The sequence below is a fragment of the Rapidithrix thailandica genome (assembly GCF_039710355.1).
GTDB lineage: Bacteria > Bacteroidota > Bacteroidia > Cytophagales > Flammeovirgaceae > Rapidithrix > Rapidithrix thailandica.
This window is the reverse complement of record NZ_JBDKWZ010000009.1, coordinates 21468-43374: the sequence shown is the minus strand read 5'-3', so window position 1 is coordinate 43374 and position 21907 is coordinate 21468. Positions and strand designations below refer to the sequence as shown.

Sequence of the window (21907 nt, the reverse complement as noted above, 5' to 3'; positions counted from 1 at the left end):
TTGTTATACTACCCCCAATCTGCGCTGTTTTCTTCTTAAAATTAAGAGGTATTCAGTTTCATAGTTATCTCAGAAATATTTGTATTAGTTATAGAAAAGTAATTCGTACCTTCTTTTTCGAAATCCGATAATCGAATTTCTTAGTATAGCCAATACTCTGCAACACATTGCTCAGAGGTTGTTTTTCAAATTCTCCGGTGTACTTCCAGTTAGGATCTTGTGGTTGACTGATAAAAGTAAACTCCACCCCGTACCAGCGCTTAAGTTCGTCGAATACTTCATCAAAAGAGGCTTGTTCAAATAAGATCAACCCCTCTTTCCAGCCAAATTCTTTTTTAGGATTAAATTGAAATGATTGCAAAGATCGTTTTTCTTTATTGAAAATTGCTCCATCCCCCGGTTTTAACACTAAATTTTGGCCACTGTCATCTTCCTCATCATAATCCACTCTCACTTTTCCGGTATTTAAGGCCACATTCACCTTGCTTTCCTCCGGATACGCCCTTACGTTGAATGAAGTTCCCAAGGCCTCCGTCACTACCTTTTCGCTATGCACTCTAAAAGGCTTGGCAGGATTGTGCTGCACTTCAAAATAGGCTTCTCCTTCCAATTTGACATCTCTTGTTTTTCCTTCAAAGGATTTTTGAAAACGTAAAGTACTTCCCGCATTCAACCACACTGAAGAACCATCCGGCAAATAAAACTGCGTTTTTTGTCCTTCCGGATTCGCATGGGTAACCACCTCCGGTTGAGGCTTGCTCACCACGTCTTTCTTTTGAGGTTGCAGGCTTTGATTGATCAGGTAAACACTCACTAACAAGACTGTCAAACTAGCCGCAATCGTAAACCAGTAGATCAAGGGATTACGCCTCTTGGGTAAGTGCCTATGACGAGCTGAAAAATTTACAGGTTTCGGAGTTTGAATCTTCTGTTCCAAATTCTGAAAAATCTCCTCATACATTGCCTCTTCCCCCGTTTGAGCATTGGCTTCCTTCCACACTTGTTCTACAAATCCCGGCACCTTTTCGTCCGGATGGGCTATAAGATAGTCTAGTAGTTGCTTGGTCTCTTCCCTACCTGCTTTCCCTTCTATGTACTTTTTTAACAGTTCTTGATAATCCATTATCTATCTACATTGGCTGTTCATCGATTCAGGTCTTTTGTATAGTACTTGCTGAAAGGAGATGAGGGTGACTCTCAGGTTAATTTTTTTTAATATTTTTTTAATATGCAATTCACAAATGAAGTAACATATTGATTATCAAGACAAAATAAACAAACGGAATTTATACTAAAAAAGGACAGCAGGGGCACTCGAAAACGCATTCTCGGGATTGGAGAATCCACTTCAGTAAACTCTGAATCAACTTACTAAAGCCAAAAACCCATGGCCAATAAAATAATCATATCGGCATAATTGTGTAAGTATTGGCGAACAAACCGGTAGGCCTTGAGCAGGTGGGTTTTGACGGTATTTTTGGAAACACCCAAGTGATTGGCTATCTCTTCATAACTTTTTCCTTCCAAACGCCCCATCCGGAAAATCTCCTGGCGCTTAGGCGGAAGTTTCGCAATGGCTTCGTACACTAATTTTTCATATTCGGAAAACAAAACCGTAAATTCCGTTTCATTTACCTGTACTTCATTCCAGTCCAAAAGTTCCTCTCGCAAGTCCCTGTCTTTGGCTATTTTTTTCAAAAAATCAAAAGAGGCATTCCGGGTAATGACATACAAATACCCATGTAAAGATTGGTCAGGATTAATGTTATGACGGCTTTCCCAAACTTTGATAAACACAATCTGGGTTACCTCCTGAGCGTAGTCCGGATTTAACACAAATTTCTTTGCAAAATGATACACTTTTCCTACATATAAATTATATAACTGCCGGAATGCAGCCTTTTCATCTTTTTTCAGAGCATGTATCAGTATGGACTCTTGATTGGACAAATAAGGGCTATATTTTTTTAGAATGCTGAAAAAGAGCATTAAAGTTAGAATATTTTACAGGGATAATAGCAAAACCCGGAAAAATTATTAAGAGAATACAGAAGGGAAGGTATAGGAACGGGGGTTTCTTTTTATGGAAATCAGGTGTCGGGGAATAGGCTCCCCGACACCGAATCTTTCATTTTTCAATTAAATATCCTGCTGGTTTTTCACTTCTTCCAACAACGTTTTTAATTCCTCTAATTTTTCAGGGTGCTCTGCCGCAAGGTTCTTTTCTTCACCCATATCCTCATTCAGGTTATAGAGTTGAGGCTCTTCGGTATACCCTGATTCAATATCCACATAGGCAAAAACTTTTGGCCCTTTGCTCGGCTCAATGTATTTCCATCCGTCTTTGATAATTCCCAAAGTGCCGGAATGCTCAATAAGGTACTCTCTTCCGGTAGCGGTTTTTCCGGTCAATGCATCCAGGAGGTTTTCACTGTCATAAGCATCTACTTCCACCTTTAACAAGGATGCAAAAGAAGCCTTGAAGTCGATCTGGCTGGTCATTGCGTCAGTCACTTTTCCTTTCTGAATAGTTCCCGGCCATTGGATGAGCATCGGAATACGGGTTCCGGCATCAAAGGCACTGTATTTCCCACCACGCAAAGGTCCTGCAGGCGTATGCCCGTTCAACTTTTCCACGGCTTCATCTTCATAGCCATCGTCTACCACCGGACCGTTGTCGCTGGTAAAAATGACAATGGTATTTTCGGATAGGCCTAATTCTTCCAAGGTATTCATGACTTCCCCCACACACCAATCCAATTGCAAGATAGCATCGCCACGAGGTCCCATTCCACTCTTACCGGCAAAGCGCGAATGAGGTACACGGGGCACATGAATATCATGTGTCGAAAAAAACAAGAAGAAAGGATTGTCTTTGTTTTCCGTCAGAAATTTTTTGGCTTTGTGGGTAATCACATCCGCCATGTCTTCATCCACCCAACGGGCTGCTTTTCCTCCGGTCATATAGCCAATCCGGCTAATACCGTTGACAATGGTCATATCGTGTCCGTGTGAAGGCTTCATTTTCAACAACTCAGGATTTTCTTTTCCGGTAGGCTCGTCTCCGATTTTTTCCTTGTAACTTACCTGAATAGGATCGGCCGGATCCAAGTCTACGACCCGGTCATTTTCTAAATACACACAAGGTACCCGGTCGCCGGTGGCAGGAATCAAGAAAGAATAATCAAAATCCAATTGTTTAGGACCGGGAGTAATTTCTCCGTTCCAGTCCGGTCCTTCCTGTGGCCCTAAGCCCAAATGCCATTTCCCTACTACTCCTGTGGCGTAATCGGCTTTTTTAAATACCGTAGCCAAAGTGGTACGAGCCGTATCGATGATCAAACCGGCATTTCCACGGGCCACTCCGGTACCCCGTTTTCTCCAGGCATAACGCCCCGTCAACATGGAATAGCGGGAAGGTGTACAAGTGGCAGAGGTAGCATGCGCATTGGTAAAGCGCATTCCGTTATTGGCTATTTTGTCAATATTGGGTGTACTTACTTTGGTAGCTCCATAAGCACTCACATCTCCGTAGCCCAAGTCATCCGCATAGATCAACACCACATTGGGTTGCTTGGGTTTTGAGGCGGTTTCAGTAGTACTTTCTTCCGTTTTTTGCGTTTTGCCACAGCCGGCTAATATCACAGCAACAAGCAACGCACAACAGGAGTAAAACTTGAAATTTTGCTTCATACTAAATAGATTAATTAAAAAGGTTTACAATAGGTTGTTACTTTGAGGGGCTTAAATTAATCAATCTTCCACAAAGGTACAGAAGGATCAATGAAAAGATAAAGGGTCGGGTAAGGAAAGAAGGTATAAAAGTGCGAGTGTTTTTTGCTTACTTAAGTATGCAAAGCCACCCTGATCAGAGATTGTTTGCAAGGTAAGCTAAAAGGTTCTTTATAAAAACCAACAAACCTGCCTACAGGATAGACAGGTTTGTTCAAAAATAAAATAAAAACTAGGGAATTGCTATGCACGATTGTTCATTGAATGGCATAAAAAAACATCAAGACGAGAAGTATGAATAGCCATTCATCAACTAAAAGCAATTCTTTATGGTATGTCAAATGTCCAAACAACGGTTTTATCCAAATCCCCTACTACAGCAGCGAGATAGGGGATACCAGTTGCAGAAATTTCCAGGTCAAAACTCTCTACTTCTTGATCCACCAATAGATAATCCTCATTCCAGTTATTGGTTTCATCGTTAAAAGTTCTCACATGTAATCCGTTGGCATCCACATAGGCAAAGTAAAGTGTGCCGTTAGGGTGTACTGCAATTTTAAAATTGTCTCTTTCTGATCCTACATTCACCCCTTCTCCGATGGCTGCCCAATCAGTACCATCGTACATCATTACGTAGTTGACTCTCCCTTCTGTTTGGATTACTTGGTATGCCAAGTACATTTTTTCTTCATTCTCAATTGCAAAATCCACTTGTATAAATCCTGCTTCTTCATGAGCACTAAATTGTGGTGTTCCTACCACAGTCCAAATACCTTCTGTTAACTTATAGACAGAAGGGTTATTACTACCATTTGAACGTTCCATAATCGCAGCATATACATGCTCGTTATACTTACATAATTGATTATGCCCAGTAATAACTCCTGCCGGAGGATTCCCTGTACTCCATGAGGCTCCTGCATATTTCATAATATTAAAACCACGGCTTGGCAAGGTTACCCCAGACCGATCACTATATGAAACATAAGGTGTATTGTCTTTTGCTACCACCATTGAAACATAGTCAGAACGGCCTTCGGTAAAGCGTTCGCTACCCACTGTACTCCAAGTTCCATTGTTATAGGCTTTTACAGTAGCTTTATTAGGACTTTCAAAAAAGTCTTTATATGCCAAATAAGGAACTCCTTCTGTATTAAAAGCAAGTGAAAGATAATCCACTTTGGCATCAGAAATCCCGGATTCAGGACCTATGTATTGCCAATCCGTACCATCAAAAGCCATTACGGCCGCTTTTTCTTCTTCGGAGGGTACTGACTCTCCATCAATCTCTCCATCAATCTGAAACGCCAAGTAAGGCATATGTGTCACCGGATTAATGTTGATCACCAGTTCATCTGTACGGGGTTTGATAAAACCTGCAAAGCCGATCATATACCACTCCGGAGCAGTAAGACGGCCTACGGTAATGGTAAAGTTTTCGCTACGGTTATCATCGCTTACGACAAAAACTACCGGGCTGGTAAAGTCGATCGCAGAGACTCCGCTTTCCAGCTCATTGCCACTTACTTTCACCACAGAACCGCTGGTAGTTTCGAAGCGGGCTACCAAGTTGGTGATGTCCGCATCTACCGGAACGGAAACCTCAACATCCACTCCGTTGATATTGGCCTCATAATCTTTGAATAAAACCCCGGGATTGTCTTCGGCATAAAAACCAAAAGCAATGATGGTGGCAGAACGCACTGCTTTTACCGTATACGTTTTGCTACTGTTATCTTCAGCAGTAATCTTATACGCTACAGGTTCGGAAAAATCTTGGGCGGTTTTGCCACTTTGCTGTACTTGTCCTCCTACAGATACAATAGTACGCTCATTCGAAAGGGTATAAGACGGGATCAAGTTGGAAATATTGGCGGCTGCAGGCACTTCCAAGATGATTTCATGGTCTTTGATAATTCCTGTTACATCATTTTCAACTCCTTCGTTCAAAGATGCTTCAAGGTTAAACTCTACAAAGAGTTTTTCATTACTCACCGGATCGGAATCTTTATCACAAGCGGTGGTCATCCAGAGGAGAGCCATCAACAAGCTTGTCAATTTTAGTAGGTGTTTCATAGCATATAAGATTGTTTAGTTTTTAATGGGTAATAAAGTTGCTTTTATAATATTCTCTTGCTCGAGTTGCCTTTGGAGCATACGGCTCAGCATCCCGGCATCGATGGCGTTGACCATGGCTGCATAGTTGGTGAAATATCCCCAGTCTGTAAATCCATGGTAGTAATGGTTGCGAATACCGGAATTCCAAAAGGTGTTACTTTGCTGTTTCACTCTCCTGGCTTCCAACATTTGCGTTTTGATATTGACCAGTTCACTTTCAAAAGAAGCAGGGTCTTTACAGATTTTGTCCAGCTCTTGAAAGACTTCTTTTTGCAAGCGATCCACATTATCAGGCGAGCATGTGTACACCACTCGGCCTTGCATCAGTTTATTGGGTTTGCTGGTGGCAGACAAGCTCACTCCTACTCCATACACGCCAGAACTCTCTTCCCGCAACTGATGCCGGAGCTTGATTTTCAGCACCTCTTCCAGCATTTCCAGTTTCAGCGTATATGCGTAGTCATATTCAAAATCCGTTTCCCGGAAAAAGATATTCACCTTGGCTTTAGGACTCTGTCCGGCATAGTCTACCAGTTCCTTTTTCTCCGGATTCAATGCAGGGCCTTGATAGACATAGTCCTTACGGATATTTTCCGAAGGCAATGCCGCCAAATAGCGCTCTACCAAGGGTTTTAAAACGGCTTCTTCTACCTGTCCGGTAATAACAAACGTAAACCCCTGGGCCGAACCAAAGCGCTTTTGAAACACCGGAATGATTTTATCCAATACCAATTCCTTTTCCAAGCGGGCCGAATCCAGGCCTTCCGTCACATAGCTCCGGCCGTTTAACAACAAGCCCAATTGACGGTTATATGAGTAATCCGGCTTTTTCCGGGCATTGGCAATGGCTTCCAAGGTTCTTTCTTGAGTGGCAACAAACATGGTAGAGTCCACTCTGGGGGCCGTCCATTTCAGGTACATCAAGCGGAACATCTCTTCCAGGTCTGTAAGATCAGCTCCTGCAACCACCCCTTCGCGGTTTTTGGCCAAAATCAAAATAGCAGAAGCCGTATTGCCAGCCAGGTATTCACTCAAGGCTTGACGGCTAAAATTGCCGGCACCACTCATTCCAATCACCGATTTGGCAAACATCCCGGTGACGTACTCTGCAGAGTCCAAGGCATATAACCCTCCTTCCCGGAAGCCGGACATGTTCACCCGGTTCGGGTCTAAATCCGTGGGTTTAAAAATCACCCGGGCCTGGTTGGACAAAACCCACTCTTTGGCTCCAATTACCTCCAAAGAATTTTCCTTTACGATCCGTCCTGCCATCGGTTCTTCTGCCAATAACTGACCAGGGACTACCGTATGCACCGACCAGGGCTCCAGGGCTTCTGCTTTTGTTGTTTGCAATAAAGCTAGTAATGCCTTTTCGGTAGGTAACTTGTCTTTTATCTCCTCCGGGGCCGTCACAATTACCACTACATCTTCTTTTTGATCAAATGTTTGCAAATATTGAAGTAAGGCTACGGAATCTATATCGGACAGATGCTTCCGGGCAAGTTTCAGCTCTTCTTCTTTACTGACCATTGCATGCCCTTTGTAAAAGTGATTTTCAATATCTCCTAAAAAAGCACCGGAAGCCTTACCCTCTTTTCCTTTTAAAGCTTGTTCCAACTTAAGCAGGTAGTTCTTTTTGACAATGTTCAACTCCGAGTTGGTAAACCCATAGCGCATCATCCGTTCTTTTTCACGCATATATTGGAGAATGCCTTTCTCTATTTTCTCTTTATACAGTGAAATGTCCCCACCAAAAGCCCCTTTGGTACTCACCAAATTTCCGATGGAAAGTCCCGCTTTGCGGTAAGCCGGGTTTTTCAGGCTGATCTGACTAAACCGGTGTGACATTAAGCGGTTCACCATGCTCCGCGTCAAATACTGATTATAACTTTCTTCGGTTTGAATAGGGTCAAAAGCCTTGGTCTTTTTGTACAAACTCATTTCCACGTCAGTGGCTTCAGGGTCTGTCACAATGTTTACCAGGGTATCTTTATGCTCCGGCACGGGATAGCTTTCAGGCCAAGCCCTTTCCTGATTTTTTTGCTTCCGGAAATGCTTTTTAATTAATTTCTTTACCTTTTTAGCGTCTATATCTCCGGTAATGGCTACGGCCATTAATTCCGGGCGATACCAACTGTGGTAAAAATCTTTGATCTCCTGATGGTTAAAATGCTGTATGACCGCGGTATCGCCAATAGGCAAGCGCTCTACAAACCGGGATTCATTTAACAAGCTGGAAAGAAAAGCCTTCCGCATACGGCCTCTGGCTCCCAATCCGGTACGCCACTCTTCCATAATTACTCCCCGTTCTTTTTCAATTTGCAAGGAGTCAAATGAGATGGCAAATGCCCAGTCTGACAATACCGTTAGAGCTTCGTCCAATTCCTGCAGGGTATTGGCAGGCAATTGTAACTTATACACCGTTTCATCAAAGCTGGTATGGGCGTTCAAATCATGTCCAAACTTCACCCCTTTGGACTCCAAAAAACTGATCAATTCATTTTTTTCAAAGTTTTTCGTTCCGTTAAAGGCCATATGCTCCACAAAATGAGCCAGCCCTCTTTGTTGTTCTGTTTCCTGAAGGGAGCCTGCCTTCACATATAAGCGAAGGTTGACTTGTCCTTCAGGGTAAGCATGTGGGTAAATGTAGTATGTCAGACCGTTTTTAAATTGTCCTTTTGTTAGGTTCGGGTCTGTTTTCAATGCCTGAGCAAAGGCAATACTCTGCCCGAGCACTAAAAAAATCAGTGCCAAAAATGTTCTACTTGTATGCATATAGTTAGTTCCTTATAATGACGAGTTGTTGTTGTAATTGGTCCGGTCCGGGCAAGCCCAAGGTGTAATTTTTACTATTATTATCTATTTTGATAATCAAGGAATTTTCCTGAGCAGGATCTAAAGGTCCTTCCATCCACTGAATCCCCACAGGCATTTCAAATACCCCCGGGCTAAATAGTAATTCATCCGAAGTATTCAGCAATTGATAATGCACTCCCTCTTCCAAGCCCTTGGCGATGACGGAATACTTCACCGTAATGGGTTCAAACTGCCTTTTGGCACTTAGGTAAATCGAATAATCTACCTGATCTTTCCGGTTGGCCCTTACCATCACCGTATCCTGATTCTCCATATGAATATGAAAAAAAGGATGGTCATAAGGCTCGACTTCTTCCTTATTACAGGCCATAAAAAGACCCGCAAACAGTGTACATGCTAATAGTATATAGGTCTTCATATCAATTGATTTCTGGATTGGGTTGCATATTGCCGTTGGCATCTAATTCTGTACGGGGAATAGGCAAAATAAACCTTGGATTGGGGTAAGAAAGTTGACAAACCGAAGAGGCACAACCCGCCCCCCGCTCGAGATTTTCTTTTCGCCGGGAAATGTCATAGAGGCGATGCCCTTCAAAGCAAAGCTCTTTTCTTCTCTCCATACAAATCAGGGAATACAAGGGCTCTTTATCTAGATGCAGTACGGCTTCATGATCGACCTCCGGCACTCGCTGCTCCAACAATTTCTTTACATCCATAGCTGCTTTGCCTGGCTGGTTTAATTGCCAGAAGGCCTCCGCCCGGTTCAGGTATATTTCGGATAAGCGTACCACAAAAGGATCTATGGGAACATAATTGGTCTCATTGTTTTTCACAGCGTACTTCACTGAAATCAACTTACCACTTAGGGGCTCTTCAAACATTGTCTTCCGTACATCTTTCTCTGCAAACTGATCATACAATTGTTGGGAACAATACACGGTACTGGAAACCGATGAATACATTGCGGCAAGCGTTCTACTATCTTTTTCGCGCAAGTAAAACCTCAGTATCGCCTCATCTCCGGCCTCGGAAGTTTGATACATATCCTTATACTCCTCCGCTTCGGTCAGGGAAAACCGTCCGGATTGAATAACCTTGTCTGCATAATCAACCGCCAATTGCCACTCTTCTTGATAAAGGTATACCCGGGAAAGCAAGGCCCAAGCCGCTTCTTGTGAAACCGTAAAGGCATCTTCGGCTTCGAAATTTTCCAGCAATTCGGCAGATTGTTTCAGGTCATTGATAATTTGCTCATATGTTTTTTGCATGGTTTGCCTTGCCACATTATCTTCCGCTCCGGGAGTTTTTAACAAAACAGGCACTCCCAAGTGGCTGGCATCCGGGGTAAACGTATAATGTTGCGCATAGGCCTTACTCAAATCCAAATGACATAAGGCCCTTAAAAACAAGGTTTGCCCTTGAATAAATTTAATTTCTTCTTGATGGTTGGGGGCCTTTTCTGTCAAATCCGGAATGGCTTCCAGGATATTATTGACATTGGTCAGCGCTTCAAAAATATTGCGCCAGACATACCCGGCAGTTCCCAAATCGTTTTCTGCATCGCTTTGGAAATTATGGATATTTTGAAGGTTTGCATTTTCTACGGATTGAGACAAGTCCACATCATCCCCGGCTATGTCTCCGTAAAGGCTAAATTCCCGGCCGTAATAATATGCCATCCGGTTGTAAGCCCCAGCCATTGCCGCCCTCGCTCCGTCCATATCTACAAACAGGAGGTTTTTACTCACCTTCCCGATGGGTTCTTTTTCCAAAAATTCGCTACATCCCATCAAAAACATCCATCCTGCTATGATCAAACAGGTTTTTATATGCGGTTTGAAAGTCATCGTATTATATTATATCTCAATTGATAATTGCTTATAAAGTCAAATCTACCCCTAAAGAAAAAACGCTCTCCAAAGGAAATGGCGAAAAGGAATTTTTATAGGTATTCCGGTCTTTACGGTTGGCGTAAGGCGTCCAGAAGCCTACATTATCCATTTGTACATACACACTGGCCGCTTTGATAGGAGTCTTTTTTACCCAACGTTCTTCCAACTGGTAATTCAAGCTGACATTCTGTAAGCGCACATGTGTTTTCTTATGTAAAAAACGGGTAGAATTCATACTGGACTGCTGCGAAACTTTGGCAATCAATTGTGGGACCGTAGCCAAATCTCCGGGTTCTTGCCAACGGTCCAGTTGGTTTTTAGACTGGTTATCCGACAAGATATTCAAACCGTCCGACTCCGAATTTCTTCTTAAAGTGCTAAAGGCATATCCCCCTACCGTATAGTTCAGCAAAAAGCTCAGGGTAAAATTTTTGTAAGTAACTGTATTAGTCATCCCTCCGAAAAAGTCAGGGTTGGTTGAGCCTACAGGCACCCGGTTGTCTGCACTATACTGCCGGGTAAGGTTGCCCCGGGCATCCAGCCACAAAGGAGCACCGTCTCTGGGGTCCACCCCTGCCCAACGAATCAGGTACAAGGTTCTGGAGTCCTCTCCTACTTTCCGGATGTTTACTCCAGCCCTTTGCTCAATTCCATTGTATAGTTCCAGAATTTCATTTTGATTCTTTGCCAGGTTAAAACGGGTATTCCACTGCCAATGCTTATTTTTTATATTTATAGAAGATACCGTCAGCTCCAAGCCACTGTTTTTCACCTTTCCGATGTTTCTGTACACCCGGGTTTCTCCGGTGGTTTGCGATACGGGCACCTTGTCAATCAGGTCATTGGTAATGTTGTTATAATATTCCAGATCAATGTATACCCGATCCAGAATACCCCAACTTACACCTGTATTGAGCATATAGGTCGTTTCCCAACTGAAATGGGGATTTTCCCCCGAAGTGATGATGGCACCGGGTTGTTGGTTGTATGCATAATCATTGCTAAAGCTGTACAAACCTTTGGCCTGGTAGGTCCCGATCCGGGAATTGCCATTGGTACCGTAGCTGGCCTTTACTTTCAGGAAGTTTATTAATTTACTTTGCCAGAAGGCCTCGTTACTGATGGTCCAACCCAGTCCGGCTGACAGGAAATTAGCCCACTGCACATCCGAGCCAAAGCGGGAGTTGCCATCCTTCCGGAAGTTCATTGTTAGAAAATAGCGCTCGTCCCAAGAGTAGCCCAAGCGGCCAAATACAGAAAGGGCCGTCTCTTCTACCGCGGAGCTGGAAGCCCGTTGATTCTCATCCGGGGTAAATTCCAATTCTTTAATCTGATCGCTGGCAAAGCCATAGCCCGTACCTTCGGAAGAACGCCTGCGGCTACTACTGGACTCCGTACCAAGCAAGGCATTCAAGGAGTGTTTGCCCAGATCCAATGAGTAGTTCAAGCGATTAATACTCACCCACTTGAGATAACTGTTTTGCGCTCGCCTGGAATACCCTACCGGCTCACCTTCCAAGTTCATGCCCGACCAGTTTTTCTTAGAAGAATATTGATCTTCGGTAATACTCAAATAATCAATTCCATTGCGGCTGGTAAAATCAAGCCCGTCCAGAATCTTAACCGTCACGGCCATATTTCCATTTACCGTAAAGGAACTTTGTTTATGATCATTTTGCTGAGCAATTGCCAAATGATTGTACAGTTTATTTCCGGTCAAGCGATCGTACAGCGCAAAATCCCCCTCTTCCGTATAGGGATCGATATTCGGCCGGGCAACGTAATAAAAATCCCTAGGGGTAAACAGGTTATTTTTATTGTAAGAACCGGAGGTCCGGAACGCCACTTTTACCCGGTCGCCAAAGCGTTGATCCAGGTTCAGCTTGGCCGAAAAGCGCTCGGTGTTATTGGCTATTATCGTTTGCTTTTCTTTATAATAACCGGCAGACATAAAGTAAGAAGTCTGACCACTGCCCCCTGAAGCCGAAAGGTTATACTGAGAAGTAATTCCATTCCGGAAAAACGTATCGTACCAATCTGTGCTAGTGGTATCCGCTTCCGTTGGGAAAGGGTATTCGCTCAAAGGTTTGCCGGAATTTTCAAATGCCTCTTTTGCCAACACCCGGTATTCATCACCGGACAACACTTGAAATTTGGTGTCGGTAATTTTACTGACCCCGGTTCGGTAGCTAAACTGTATCCGGCTTTGGTTGGCACTTCCTTTTTTAGTTGTAATTAAGATCACTCCATTTGCTCCGTTTGCTCCGTAAATAGAAACCGATGCCGCGTCTTTCAACACAGTAATGGATTCTATATCATTCGGATTCAGATACGAAAGAGGGCTGACCGAAGCATTGACGCCCGGAATCAGATTAGTACGGTTTCCTGTGTACAAGGGGATACCATCTACAATCCACAGCGGTTCATTGGAGGCCATAAAGGAAGCCTCTCCCCGGATGCGGGTTTGGAAACGGGGCCGGGCACTGCTGGCATCGGTGCTTTGTACTTCATATCGCAACCCGGTGACAACCCCGTCCAACATTTGATCTACCCGGGCAACCGGCTTTCGCTTCAACTGCTCGGAAGTAATGTGCTCGGCACTTCCCACCATATTTTCTTTCTTCTCTTCAATTCCATACCCATTGACCACCACGGCTTCCAGTTCCAGAATATCGTTTTTTAAAGAGACATCGATTTTGGTCCGCCCATTTGCCGCAATGGTCTGACTTATTTTTCCGATAAAATTAAAAACCAGTTCCACCTTCAAATTAGGCACTATTAGGCGGTAGTTTCCATCCACATCCGTAACGGCCCCTTTATTGGTTCCTTTCACTGTTACCGTTGCTCCCACCAAGGTTTCTCCGGTTTCTTCTTCTTTTACCTGCCCGCTAATCACCAAAGGTTCCTGTTTCAGCACCTGGGGCGAAGTTTTTTTGGAAAGAACCACCCTGTTGCCTTGGATGGAATATTCGATATCCAGCGTATCAAAGATGTCTTCCAGTATATCTTCCAGTCGCTTTTCCTGATAGTTCGTTCTGACCAGACGGTCCACCGGCAAGACGCTGGGACTGTAGGCAAAATGCACTCCGTAGGAATCTTCCAACACTTCCAGAAATTCGGACAATTCCAATTCTCCGGCTTGCAGATCAAAGCTTTTGAAGTGTTGCTCTTGCGCCATGGCATACGAGCCGATGAAAAGTTGTAATACTAAGAGTAGTCTTAGGAAATTGTAGTTGTTTTTCATAAAGAATTATTGGCATTTACCACTCAAGATATATTCTCCGTTTGTATATTTCCAGCTGATGGAAAGAGTTTTACTCAACACTTCCAGCACTTCTTCCAACTCCTCTTCAAAAAATTTCCCGGAAAACAAACAGTCTTCCAAGGCTTTATTTTCCAGTCGGATATTTTTCGAATATTTTGCTGCCAAAGCTCCCAATACCTCTTTCATCTTTGTATTGTCAAAATACAAATGCCCGCTCCACAAAAGTGTTTCCGAATTAAAGCTCTTCGAATGAGCAATTTGTCGTTTTTGGGTATCCAGCCGGATTTGTTCACCTTTTTTCACCAACCATTCCTTTCCGGTAGTTTCCGGCACTGAAAAGCTCACCAACCCATGGGTTACCGACAATGTTACCGGCTCTTTGGATTGCGCATAGTCTTTCAAATCAAAACTTGTCCCGACTACAGTGGTCAGCGCATGTTCCGAATGGATTTTGAAAGGCAGCTTTTTATTAGGAGCTACTTCAAAATATGCCTGTCCATTCATTGTTAAAGAGCGATGCTTTTTCCCGAAATCCTCTCCATATTCCAGTTGGGTATTTTTATTTAACAAGAGCTTCGATCCATCGGGAAGGGTTACTTCTTTGGTTTGCAAGCCGGCTGTCACCTGAATCGTCTGCTCACCCAACGAATACCAAGTCAAAAGCCCTGCTAATCCCACTAGTACCAAAGAGGCGGCAATGGCCATGCGTCTTCTAATGGTTCTCTTTTGCAAATAAACTTGCCGGCTTTTCAGCTTTTCGGAAGCATCTATTCGCACTGCAAGCTTTTGCCAATGAGCATCTACATCAATCGACTGCGTCCAACCCGGAAGCTCCGGCTTTGTCTTATTGGTTTTTACCAAGCCCTCATATACCAAGCGGTTTTCAGGAGCTTGAGCCAACCAGGTATTGACCGTATCCTGTTCTTCTTGGGTCACGCTCCCTGCCTGATAAGCCTGTAACAAGGCTATCCAATGCTCATCTATATGGTATTTCTGCCATCTGGCTTTCTTTTAAACATTTGTGCTATGTTGTTGCACGGTTATGATTATCTACAGAGCCTTTTTTATGTACTTTCAGGCCACCCTTTGATAGAGTGACGGATGCCAATTGAAAGGGGGGTAAAACTTTTTCAAAAAAAATTTCGGACACTTGAATTTCAACAATAACCCGGCTCAACGATTTAAGAACTTTACCCTGTGATTATGAAGCGCTTATGGCGGCCCATATTTAAAACCATGAGCTAAAATAGGGATACGAAAATTCTCAAAGATGTTTTTGGATAAAGTCAAGTTTGCTCAATGTAGCAACCTTTCCTATCCTAAGAAGGAAATCAAAATGAGCAAACTTTTCACATAAGGAGACAAGGCACTGCGCATTTTTTTGAGGGCGATCGTCCTTTGCTTTTTCACTGTCTCGGGCGAAATCTTTAAATATTCCGCAATTTCGTCTTTGGTCAACCCTTGGAAATAACTTAATTCAAATACTTCCCTGCATTTGTCCGGTAGTTGTTTGGTGAGTTTTTTGATGAGCGGCATCAAGCTTTCATCTTCAGACCATGGGAACGTTGCTTCTTCATCAACTTGCTCCTCCGGTAAGACAAAGAGTTCATGTTGAAATTTACGCAGGTAATCCAAGGCTACATTTTTGACAGCTACATACAAGTAGGCCTCCGGGTTTTTGATTTCCTGAAGCTTGGTTCTTTTTTCCCAAATTTTAAAAAAGGCTTCTTGTACTAACTGACAAGCAAGGTCTTTATCTTTTACTACATGTTCACAAAAGACCACCATTGTCAGAAAATGATCTTTATAAAACTGTTCGAACCGTTTCTTATCCTGCCAGGGAAGCTCCTGTTTGTTGGATTGCTCTTCTTTCATCCAATGAGCCTAGGTTTAACGTGTAGACCGAAAAATGAAGGTTGATGTTCCGATTTTATGCTTGTGTATTTGACATGCCTTGTCCGGTTCAAAAAGGGGATTGTTCATTCACATGAATATTCATTTGTACCAGCTGAGATAAGCCACAGAACACAATCCCTTCTTAAACAAGCCCTCAAGTTAGTCACTAAAATCAAGAGTAAAAAATTATTTAAAAATCACAGGAAGGAAGATATGCGGTGTTAGCACTTTACTTCCACAGAAGTGGTGAATGAAAGAAATAGTGAAAAAGTGAGTGGAAAAACAGATTATTCCAATCTTCTGACTCTGTTGGGTATTTGTTTGATACACCTAAAGAAAAAAGCTATTGACGCATGCAAGATACCCCAATAGCTTTTCTGCTGAATTTCTTACCGTCTATATCCGGCTACTCAAATTCCGAAGCGTCCAAGGTCTTTGTTTCTCCTTTTTGAAAGTTCAAGGTAATTTTCTTTTCACCATGGTTCACGGTACATGCACCAGGGCGGTTTGCCAGGATTCTTACCTGTTTGAGTGTTCCATTGTCCCAAGTAATATCCACTGTATAGCCCCCTCTGGCTTTCAAGCCTTTTACGCTGCCTTGTGCCCATACACCGGGCAAAGCGGGCAATATATCCAGGACACCGGCATGAGATTGTAAAAGCATTTCCGCTATACCGGCCGTACTTCCCATATTCCCATCAATTTGAAAAGGAGGGTGCGCACACAGTAAATTGGCATAAGAGCCTCCCCCATCCGTCATATTATATCCTTTCTCCACGATTGGTTTCAATACCCTTTTGAAAAGCTTATACGCCCGGTCGCCATCGCGAAGGCGGGCCCAAAAGGATACTTTCCATGCCAAGGACCAACCCGTACCGTCATCGCCCCGGGCATTCAAGCTCACTTTAGCAGCTTCTGCCAGTTGGGGCGTCTTGGTCACGGAAATTTGATGACCGGGGTACAAAGCAAATAAATGCGAAACATGACGGTGGTGATTGTCAGGATCGTCCACATCCTCTTTCCACTCTTGCAGTTGCCCCCATTTTCCAATCATAGGCGGACAAATCCGGTCTCTCACCTGCTTGGCTTCTTCCCTGAATTTTTCGTCAGTATTTAAAATTTCCGCAGCCCGAATACAATTGTTCAACAGGTCCCACGCCATTTGATGATCCATAGAGGCTCCGGTAGAAATCCCCCCATGTTCCGGTGAGTAAGAAGGAAAGGAAACCAACTGCCCGTTTTCATCTTCCGTAAGGTAATCCATCCAAAACAAAGCTGCTTCTTTCATAAGGGGATAAGCCGTATGTTGCAGATAAACGGTGTCCTGGGTAAAGGCATAATGCTCCCAGGTGTGTTGACATAGCCAAGCGGCTCCCCCCGGGAAAAATCCCCAAGGAAAACTCCAACCCGGAGCGGTAAAGCCGTAGGCGTTGTTCATGGTATTGACTATCCAACCACGGGTATTAAAAAATTCCTTTGCCGCCACCTGACCTGGTGCTACCAAACTTTTCATATAGTCAAACAAAGGCTCGTGACATTCGGATAAGTTGGCAACTTCGGCAGGCCAATAGATCATCTGTTGGTTGATATTCATATGATAGTCACAAGCCCAAGGAGGGTCAACACTGTGATTCCACTTACCCTGCAAGTTCATGGGCATGGTTCCGGGGCGGGATGCGGATATCATTAAATAGCGACCGTACTGAAAATACAAAGCTTCCAAACCTGGATCAGAGGTTCCCTCATAATATGTTTTTTGCCGTTGGTCGGTGGGTAAACTGTCTCTGGAGTGCCCTCCTAAATTCAACGTCACCCGGTGAAACAAAGACTGATAATCCTGTTGGTGTTCTTTGTACAAAGCTATAGAGGTCAGCCCCTCTACCTTTGCCAAGGTTTGTTGATTTAATGCTTTATAATCCCTTCCTCTATAATCAGGGTAAGAAGCCTGATATTCCGTAGAGGCAGTATGAATGATGGTGATCGAACTACCCCCTTTTACCAAAACTGCTCCCTTTTCAAAGCTTACAATCCCTTTGTCTGTCAGCACTCGGTAACACGTTTCAAAGCGAAGGTTGTTACCGGGAAGCTGCCCTTCCCAACGGTAAGTGTTGTTTTCAAACTTTTCGGAAAGTTTCTGGTGGGGTGACTCCAAGCGAATACGGTAATCCGTTCCTTCCGGAGCATCACTTTCAAAATGGTAAACCATTACCCTTTTGGGATAATTGCCAAAGAACTTTCTCTGATAATGTACATCCCCTGCTTGATAAGTAACGGTAGCGACTCCTTCGTTCAGATCCAAGGCTCTTTGGTAATTTTGTATCTCTCCTTCCTGTTTCACAGAAATATAGAGATCACCCATGGTTTGGTGAGCACCATAGTCTCCGAAAGAAGTAGGGTTCTCTTCCGATTTATGAATTTCCCCGGTCAATTCCTGGTTGGCCAAACGGTGAGCTTCTTCCAATTTACCGGCTTTCAACAGCGCCCGCACCTTCGGCAAATTTTGATGAGCACCGTTGCGAATTCCGAACTTGTATTTGTCATGTGAACCGGGACCACCCGCCCATAATGATTCTTCTGCAAACTGAATATGTTCTTCCTCCATGCCGCCAAAAAACATGGCGCCCATATACCCATTCCCCAAAGGAAGGGCTTCTTGCATCCAATCCTGTGCCGGCCGGGTATACCAAAGTCGCAAAGGCTCTTGGTGCTGTAATGCCTGCCCCTCAGGCTTTTCTTTACAGCCAATTAAACTGCCAAGGCATCCCAATATCAGGAAGACAAGGCTTGTAAACGTTACGGTTGACTTCATTGATTCAAAGTATGTGTATGTATAATCAAGTATTTACAAGAAAGGACAATGACTTACAAGGTAAAAGGCCCTCCTCAGGCAAGGAAGGCTTTTGTACGAATAGGTAAACCTTTTCTCGAAAACAAAGGTGGTTTACTAAATGCATCTCGAAATTATTGTAAAGCTCTTTTGAGGTTACGAATTAAAGATAAGAAGGGGATCGTAGAAATAGGCAATCAAACGTTTGCAATAAAAAAACCTTCCGGGTTTTGGAATTCCGGAAGGTTTATCGTTACTGATCATTGACTAAAATGTAGCCTTATCGGTATCCTGATAGGTACTCTGTAAATTCACCAATTCGGTTTTTAACTCTTCCGAAATATCCCAATACCCTTCTTTTTCGATTAAATTTTCCATTTCATCCGGATCGTTTTTCAAATCATATAGCTCCCATTCGTCTATGTCATTGTAAAAATGAATCAACTTATAGCGATCGGTTCGGATGCCGTAATGCCGCTTCACCATATGTTCGTTGGGGTATTCATAATAGTGATAATAAATTGCTTTTCGCCAATCTTTGGCTTTTCCTTGTACCAATGGCAATAAAGAAGCTCCTTGTATATCTTCAGGTACGGGGACTCCGGCCAAATCCAGGAAAGTGGGTGCATAGTCCAGGTTTTGCACCATCGCCTCCTGATTTCCCTTAGCTTCTATTCCTTTCGGAAAACGCATGAGTAAAGGGGTACGCAAAGATTCCTCATACATAAAGCGCTTGTCAAACCAGCCGTGTTCTCCCATATAAAATCCCTGGTCGGAAGTATAAACCACCAAGGTATTTTCAGCCAAACCCTGTTCGTCCAGATAGTCCAATAGACGGCCGACATTGTTGTCCACCGATTTTACACATTTCAAATAATCCTGCATATACCGTTGGTACTTCCACAATGCTAATTCTTTCCCTTTTAATCCGGCTTTTTTAAACTCCTCAATGATCGGATCGTAATAGGCATCCCAGGCGGCTTTTTGCTCTTCGTTCATCCGGCCATACATTCCTTCGTACGCTTTCCGGTATTTGGTCAACAACTCCCCTTCTTTGTCCAGCATTTTCAAGTCATACACCAAATCCATATCCTTATCAATACTCATTTTCTGTTCTGCTGCTGCCGTCCTTCCCTCATACCCGTCAAAGAAACTCTCCGGCACGTCAAACTCCTGCCCCTCAAACAAATTCAACAAGGCCGTATCCGGCATCCAGATGCGATGGGTCGCTTTGTGATGCACCAATAGACAGAAGGGCTTCTCCTTGTCCCTTTTTTCCAACCAGTCAAGGCTTTTATCCGTAATCACATCGGTCACATAGCCTTCCGAACGGTTACGCTCTCCGTTTTCGATAAAATCCGTATTGTAATAATTACCCTGCCCGATCAAAATCTCCCAATGATTAAACCCGGTCGGTTGACTTTTTAAATGCCACTTCCCCACAAGGGCCGTTTGGTATCCTGCCTGTTGCAAATATTTGGGAAAGGTAGGTTGTGACCCGTCAAACTCACCGGAGTTGTTCACAAAACCATTGACATGACTGTGCTTTCCGGTAAGCATTACCGCCCGGCTGGGTCCGCAAATAGAATTGGTCACAAAGCTATTGGTAAATTTCACTCCTTCGTTCGCAATCCGGTCCAGGTTAGGCGTTTGGATGTAACGCCGGTCATAAGCACTGAGGGTTTGATAAGAGTGATCGTCCGTCATGATAAAGACGATATTGGGAGGTTTTGCCTCCGATTCGGCTTTCTCTTTATCCGGCTTGCAAGCAAACATTCCCGACAACAATAGAAAGAGGAATAGTAGGTTCTTATTCATGCTGAATGAGGTTTTAATTGTGGCTAGTATTAAAAAGTGATCGATAACAATTTCATGAACCGCAATTTGATCATGAAGTGAAATGATTCCTACGAAAATAAGAAAGAAATCACAGATTGCTTTTCTAGCGTTTGTTCACCTGATTGTATCAATGAGCCGATAGGGTATAAAAATCCGGGTTTCCAGCTACCCTTTGTTGTTGTGCTTCGATTTCTTTCAACAGTTCATTCACTATTTCGGGATGCTGTTTTGCCAAGTTATATTTTTCAGAAGGATCTTCCTCCAAATTAAACAAGAGAGGCAATTCTTTATTAAAGTAATCCACCTTTAATTGGCTGTGCGTTCTTATGTGCAATTTCCAAGGGCCTTTACGTACAGCAAAGATTGTTTGATTAAAACCATAATAAAAGAAAGGTTTAGTGGTTACGTTCCGGTTCTTTTTCGGAAAGAGGTAAGCAGCAATGTCTTTACCATCCATCAGCCGGTCGGTCGGTACTGTCCCACCTACTAATGAGAGCAAAGTCGGGTATAAATCAATCGTGCTGGTCAGTTCACCATTTACGGACTGTTCTTCAATTTGCCCTGGCCACCAGGCCACGGAAGGTACCCGCATTCCTCCTTCCCAAGTACTTCCTTTCCCATCTCTCAACAAACCGGCCGAACCTCCATCAGCCCCTTTAATCAGCCAAGGGCCGTTGTCACTGGTGAACCATACCAAGGTATTTTTATCCAGCCCGTTTTTTCTCAATGTTTCCAAGATTTGTCCCACACTCCAATCGACCTCTTCTACCACATCGCCATACGTGCCTCTACGAGACTTTCCGGCAAACTTCTTCCCCGGATGCAAAGGCACATGAGGCATTGCATAAGGCAAATAGATAAAGAAAGGGTCTTGTTTGTGATTCCGGATAAACTCAATTGCCTTTTGTGTATACAATTCGGTGAGTTTGGTTTGATCGGGATTGAGTTCCAATGTATCATTTCCTTGGAGTAAAGGAATATCCGGCCACTTCGGTGGTAACATATCATTGCTATATGGTAAGCCTACATATTCGTCAAACCCATTTTGCCGGGGCAAATACTCTTTTTTCGTACTCCCCAAATGCCATTTGCCAAACATGGCCGTAGTATATCCTTTTTCTTTCAAAGCTTCGGCCAAGGTGTGCTCTTTCGGATGGATGCCTCTTTCGGACTTCGGATACAATACCCAGCCAAACCCCGACATGACCGGATACCTCCCGGTTAGCAAAGAGTAACGACTGGCAGTACAAGCCGGTGAACCTGTATAAAAGCTGGTGAATTTCATCCCTTCTTGAGACATGCGGTCAATATTCGGTGTTTTGATGGTTGGGTGTCCGTATACCCCGACATCGCCATAGCCCATATCATCGCAAAATAGAATGATGATATTAGGAGCCGGCTTCCTTTTTTTACTTTGTGCAAAAAGGGAGGAATGCATCCATACACTCAAAATAAGGTAACCCAAAAGGCCTGTACTTAATTTTCGCTTCATGTTCTTCACTTGTTGTTATACTTATTTGA

Annotated in this window: 13 protein-coding genes; all 13 read right to left on the bottom strand. The window is 43.5% G+C overall.

Going from position 1 to position 21907, the window contains the following annotated elements:
* Window positions 1-88: 88 nt before the first annotated feature.
* Entirely contained in the window at window positions 89-1123 is a 1035-nt protein-coding gene (locus tag AAG747_RS16265; protein ID WP_346822258.1) for a FecR family protein, read from the bottom strand.
* Between the two features lie 248 nt (window positions 1124-1371).
* The gene (locus tag AAG747_RS16260; protein WP_346822257.1) at window positions 1372-1989 is read right to left on the bottom strand and encodes an RNA polymerase sigma factor; all 618 of its coding nucleotides are present in this window, start codon (window positions 1987-1989) and stop codon (window positions 1372-1374) included.
* Window positions 1990-2139: 150 nt separating this feature from the next.
* The gene (locus AAG747_RS16255; RefSeq protein WP_346822256.1) at window positions 2140-3693 is read right to left on the bottom strand and encodes a sulfatase family protein; all 1554 of its coding nucleotides are present in this window, start codon (window positions 3691-3693) and stop codon (window positions 2140-2142) included.
* A gap of 366 nt (window positions 3694-4059) precedes the next feature.
* Window positions 4060-5808: a DUF5018 domain-containing protein gene (locus tag AAG747_RS16250; RefSeq protein ID WP_346822255.1), complete on the bottom strand. Its 1749-nt coding sequence runs from the start codon at window positions 5806-5808 to the stop codon at window positions 4060-4062.
* A gap of 15 nt (window positions 5809-5823) precedes the next feature.
* Complete coding sequence (locus AAG747_RS16245) at window positions 5824-8625, bottom strand: M16 family metallopeptidase (protein WP_346822254.1); 2802 nt, start codon at window positions 8623-8625, stop codon at window positions 5824-5826.
* 4 nt (window positions 8626-8629) lie between these two features.
* Window positions 8630-9085, bottom strand: coding sequence for a hypothetical protein (locus tag AAG747_RS16240; protein WP_346822253.1), 456 nt, complete (start codon window positions 9083-9085; stop codon window positions 8630-8632).
* Between the two features lies 1 nt (window position 9086).
* Complete coding sequence (locus AAG747_RS16235; RefSeq protein ID WP_346822252.1) at window positions 9087-10514, bottom strand: RagB/SusD family nutrient uptake outer membrane protein; 1428 nt, start codon at window positions 10512-10514, stop codon at window positions 9087-9089.
* Window positions 10515-10545: 31 nt separating this feature from the next.
* Window positions 10546-13803, bottom strand: a complete 3258-nt coding sequence (locus AAG747_RS16230) for a SusC/RagA family TonB-linked outer membrane protein (RefSeq protein ID WP_346822251.1) — start codon at window positions 13801-13803, stop codon at window positions 10546-10548.
* A 6-nt stretch (window positions 13804-13809) separates the two neighbouring features.
* The gene (locus tag AAG747_RS16225; protein ID WP_346822250.1) at window positions 13810-14787 is read right to left on the bottom strand and encodes a FecR family protein; all 978 of its coding nucleotides are present in this window, start codon (window positions 14785-14787) and stop codon (window positions 13810-13812) included.
* 351 nt (window positions 14788-15138) lie between these two features.
* The gene (locus AAG747_RS16220) at window positions 15139-15699 is read right to left on the bottom strand and encodes an RNA polymerase sigma factor (protein ID WP_346822249.1); all 561 of its coding nucleotides are present in this window, start codon (window positions 15697-15699) and stop codon (window positions 15139-15141) included.
* Between the two features lie 427 nt (window positions 15700-16126).
* The gene (locus AAG747_RS16215; RefSeq protein WP_346822248.1) at window positions 16127-18529 is read right to left on the bottom strand and encodes a glycoside hydrolase family 95 protein; all 2403 of its coding nucleotides are present in this window, start codon (window positions 18527-18529) and stop codon (window positions 16127-16129) included.
* Window positions 18530-18814: 285 nt separating this feature from the next.
* Window positions 18815-20365, bottom strand: a complete 1551-nt coding sequence (locus AAG747_RS16210; protein ID WP_346822247.1) for a sulfatase family protein — start codon at window positions 20363-20365, stop codon at window positions 18815-18817.
* A gap of 148 nt (window positions 20366-20513) precedes the next feature.
* A complete protein-coding gene (locus AAG747_RS16205) occupies window positions 20514-21878 on the bottom strand; it encodes a sulfatase family protein (protein ID WP_346822246.1) in 1365 nt (454 codons plus the stop codon).
* Window positions 21879-21907: the final 29 nt, after the last annotated feature.